2 protein-coding genes are annotated in these 4,209 nt (G+C 44.0%); one reads left to right on the top strand and one right to left on the bottom strand.

What is annotated here, in order from left to right; translation table 11 throughout:
• Positions 1-377 precede the first annotated feature (377 nt).
• Positions 378-2,102: a diflavin flavoprotein gene (locus ACE1AQ_RS09430; RefSeq protein ID WP_110545956.1), complete on the bottom strand. Its 1,725-nt coding sequence runs from the start codon at positions 2,100-2,102 to the stop codon at positions 378-380.
• Positions 2,103-2,301: 199 nt separating this feature from the next.
• On the opposite strand from ACE1AQ_RS09430, the gene murJ reads away from it, so the two are divergent.
• A complete protein-coding gene (gene murJ, locus ACE1AQ_RS09425) occupies positions 2,302-4,011 on the top strand; it encodes a murein biosynthesis integral membrane protein MurJ (RefSeq protein ID WP_172456670.1) in 1,710 nt (569 codons plus the stop codon).
• Positions 4,012-4,209 lie beyond the last annotated feature (198 nt).

Below are 4,209 nucleotides of genomic sequence, written 5' to 3'. Positions count from 1 at the left end.
TTCTAGGTTCTGTGTGATAAGTTTAATTGACATAGGATCGATCGATCTTTGTGTCCTTTGTGTCTTTGTGGTTCGTTCCACCCCCTCGCTCTTGAGAAATGTATCTTAGAATACATTTTACCCACCAAAGCTGGGAGAGCCCAGTTATCAGTGGGTAAGTAATCAGTGATCAGATGTGATACTAAATCCGGTTATTAAAAACTGATTATCTATTGCTCCTTTTGCCTATTGCAAGAGTGCCTATTGCCTCTCCTGATATGTAGCCTATACTCAACGGATTTAGTATGACTAACTGGTTGAGAGGTTAAACCATCTCAAAAGCTGAGAGCAAGCATCTTGATCTGTATTTTCTCAACCAGTCAAATCAAGCAAGAATCCTAATAATAATTACCGACTTTGCGATGGTGAACAGCCGTTAAACCATCAGGTTTAGAAACGCGACCATCGGTGACTTTATTGTAAACAATCCAGTGGTCAGCACATTCCATGCGACTAGCGACCTCACATTCTAAATAAGCGAGAGCATCGGCTAAAATTGGGGAACCATTATTAGCGGTGCGAGTATTGACTCCTGCAAAACGATCTTCCCCAGGTCCGAAACGTTTTAAAAAGTGTTTCATCAGGGTTTGATAATTGCCTTCTTCCAGAATATTTAAAATGAATTGATCCCCCACTTGCATTAAAGACTCGATCGCCCGATCTTTGGCCACAGCAACGGTAAAACCGGGAGGATCAAAACTTGCTTGCGTCACCCAAGAAGCGACCATTGCTCCGCTTCTGTCTCCTTTCTTGGTGGTGATAATATATAAGCCACCACTAATGCGTCCGATGGCTTTATCAAGGTCAGTATCAAGGGATTTTCTTTGTTTAACTTTTACCTCTTGGGTTAATAGTTGTCCCATATCTGTTCCTGCTTCTTCACAGCGTTGATAGAGACTCTCGTTAGGAGTTTCTGTGCTACGAATGGGATCAAAAGCTTTGGTTAAACCAACTTCACGAAACTTATTAAATAGAGGTAAAATTGATTCATCATCACCCCCTTGAGATTCAAACATTCCGATATATTGTTTGGGGTTAACCGAGGCGAGAATTGTGCCTAGATTTCCCGTAATTTCTTGGGCATTAATACCAGAAACGGGGGGAGTACCGATGACGATTCCCACCGCAGAAGAAGCTAATTCTTTTACCTCTTGGGGATCGGCGGATTTCAGGTCTAAAGTTTCTACAGCCACACCGGTTTTAGTAATACCTTTGGCCAGGGATTGACAGAGGCGATCGCTATAACCATAGTCGGAAATATAGAAAACAGCGACGGTTTTTTCTCCCTTAGTTTGTGCCTGACTCCAATCACGATAATGGTTCAATAATTCGGTAATATTATGTTTTAATAGCGGTCCATGACCATTAGCCACGAGATTAATATTACCCAGGGGTTCCATCCGTTTCATCGCCGCTAGTACGGAACGAGCATTAGGAGCCATTAAACATTCATAATAGAAACGATAATCCGGTTCAATAACACTTAATTGCTCATCGTAAAGATCATCGGAACAGTAGTGCATTCCGAAGGCATCACAGGTAAATAAAATTCCCGAACCGTGATCGTAGGTAAAAATAGTATCGGGCCAATGTAAATTAGGAGCGTTAACAAATTCGAGAATGTGACCGTTGCCTAGGTCTAACTGATCGCCATTTTTGACCAGTTGACGTTGAAAGGGATGATGAACTAAATTCTCTAAAAACTGAATTGCTACTTTCGCCCCAACGACGGTAATATTGGGAGCGAGTTGCAATATATCTCTGACTAACCCACTGTGATCGGGTTCGGTATGACTGATAATTAAATAATCGATTTCTTGGGGGTTAATTAATCCGTTGAGGCTATCAAAATATAGTTGACGGAATTTTTCGTGGGAGGTATCCACCAGGGCGATTTTTTCCCCACGAATCAGATAGGAGTTATAAGTCGTACCGTTTTGTAATCCGAATTCAATATCGAAGCGATCGCGATCCCAATCGAGGGAACGAATAGCGGTGGTGTCTGCGCTGAGATTGGCCACCTGCACGGTGAGACGTTTTGTTTTGACTGGTGTAGCAACCATCGAACCTCTCCTTATTGTTAAGTTTTTTATACTTTGTCTCTATTGTGCCACGAGGAAATAAGGTATGGGGATTTATTTTCTCAATAATTACTGATAACAGTTATCTTAATGCTCAGATGGGAGTCGAGCGTCGATACCGAATTAGCTTATACTTCATATTTATGAGAAAAGCTCTCTAGGGGTCTGTGCGGGAAAATGGCTGTTATACAGTCCAGTCAAGTTAAATTTTCCAACTAGAGAGCGCTTTTCTCCTGGAACACAGAAACGGGTAGAATCGATCAATGCAGTTGTTTTCTTTCGAGGTGTCATCATTACTAAGAAAGCTACCCGTTCCTTAGCCGGTATTGCTGGAATTGTCGCCGTTGCCACCTTAATCAGTAAGGTTTTTGGTTTGGTCCGCGAACAGGTAATTGCCGCTGCCTACGGTGTTGGGCCAGTGGTGAACGCCTACGCTTTTGCCTACGTTATCCCCGGTTTTCTGTTAATTCTCCTCGGTGGCATTAACGGCCCCTTTCACAGCGCTTTGGTCAGTGTTTTGGCCAAAAGAGATAAATCCGAGTCCGCGCCGATTGTCGAGACTGTCACCACCCTAGTCAGCGCGATTTTATTAGCTGTCACCGTCTTTTTAATCGTTTTTGCCAATATTTTTATCGATGTTCTCGCCCCCGGTTTAGATGCCGCCACCCGCAGCATGGCCATTCAACAACTGCAAATTATGGCCCCCATGGCGGTTTTAGCCGGTTTAATCGGCATCGGTTTCGGTACTCTCAACGCGGCGGACCAATACTGGCTACCGAGTCTCAGTCCGCTTTTTTCCAGTGTGGCGGTAATTATCGGGGTGGGTTTGCTGGCCTGGTCACTTGGCGATCGCATTGATAATCCGCAATACATTCAACTAGGGGGTTTTGTCCTCGCCGGCGGTACTCTCATCGGGGCGATCTGGCAATGGTTGGCACAAGTGGGCGCACAAGTCAAGGCAGGTTTAGGAAAATTAACATTTCGTTGGGATTGGCGGATACCGGGGGTGTCGGAGGTGTTGCGGGTGATGATTCCGGCGACCTTATCTTCGGGAATGTTGCATATTAACGTTTATACTGACCTCTTTTTTGCTTCTTTTATCGAAAATGCCGCCGCTTCCATGCGTTACGCCAGTTTTATCGTTCTCACGCCCTTGGGCATCATGTCCAACATGATTCTCGTGCCGTTTATGCCGATATTTTCTCGACTGACGGAACCGGAAAATTGGGGAGAATTGAAGCAAAGAATCCGTCAGGGTTTATTATTGACGGCTTTAACCATGTTACCCTTCACCGCTATCTTTATCGCCCTCGCTTTCCCTGTAGTGCGGGTTATCTATCAACGGGGTGCCTTTAATCTGGCTGCCTCGGAACAGGTGGTTCCCGTATTAATGGCCTACGGTTTCGGGATGTTTTTCTATCTCGGTCGCGATGTTTTAGTACGAGTGTTCTATGCTTTGGGTGATGGCGAAACTCCTTTTAAGGTGAGTATGGTAAATATTTTTCTCAATGGTGCGCTGGATTTCCTCTTGTATAAACCTTTTGGTACTCCGGGGATTGTTTTAGCAACCGTGGGGGTTAATATCATTTCTATGGGCATTTTTACGGTGATTTTAAATCGTCGTTTAGGGGGTTTACCCTTGGGAGAATGGGGTTTATCCTTATTGGGATTAACGGTAATTACAATGCTTTCTGGTGTTGCTAGTTGGGGAGCTAGTTGGGGTTGGGAAAAGGTTTTCGGTGCTGGTAATATTTTCTTGCAATTATTACAGTTGGGTTTGGCCTCGACCGTAGCGGTGGGTTTATTCCTCCTCGGTGCGATGTTATTGAAGTTACCTGAATTAGACCTATTAATCTCGCGAGTTCGTCAGAAGTTCTTGAAAAAATCTTAGGTTTAAGTTGCTGCCTCACCTCATCATTACATAGGGTTTGCTGAAAAAGTTTTTTCTGGGTGTAGGGTGTAGGGTTTTACAGATTTTCATCTGGTCAATTATCTAATTTTCAGGGAAAAAGTACCTGAATTTTCCCCCCAATCACTCCAAGGGTCGGCACTTTTTGATGGGCAAAAGGTCTAAAAGTTTTACCCAACA

The organism is Microcystis sp. BLCC-F209 (assembly GCF_041928595.1).
Classification (GTDB): Bacteria; Cyanobacteriota; Cyanobacteriia; order Cyanobacteriales; family Microcystaceae; genus Microcystis.
The sequence above is the reverse complement of the archived record's forward strand: the minus strand, read 5'-3'. Positions and strand labels throughout refer to the sequence as shown.

Coding starts and splice junctions, on each gene's coding strand:
- ACE1AQ_RS09430 (WP_110545956.1), bottom strand. CDS start 2,102: ATGGTTGCTACACCAGTCAAAACAAAACGTCTCACCGTGCAGGTGGCC.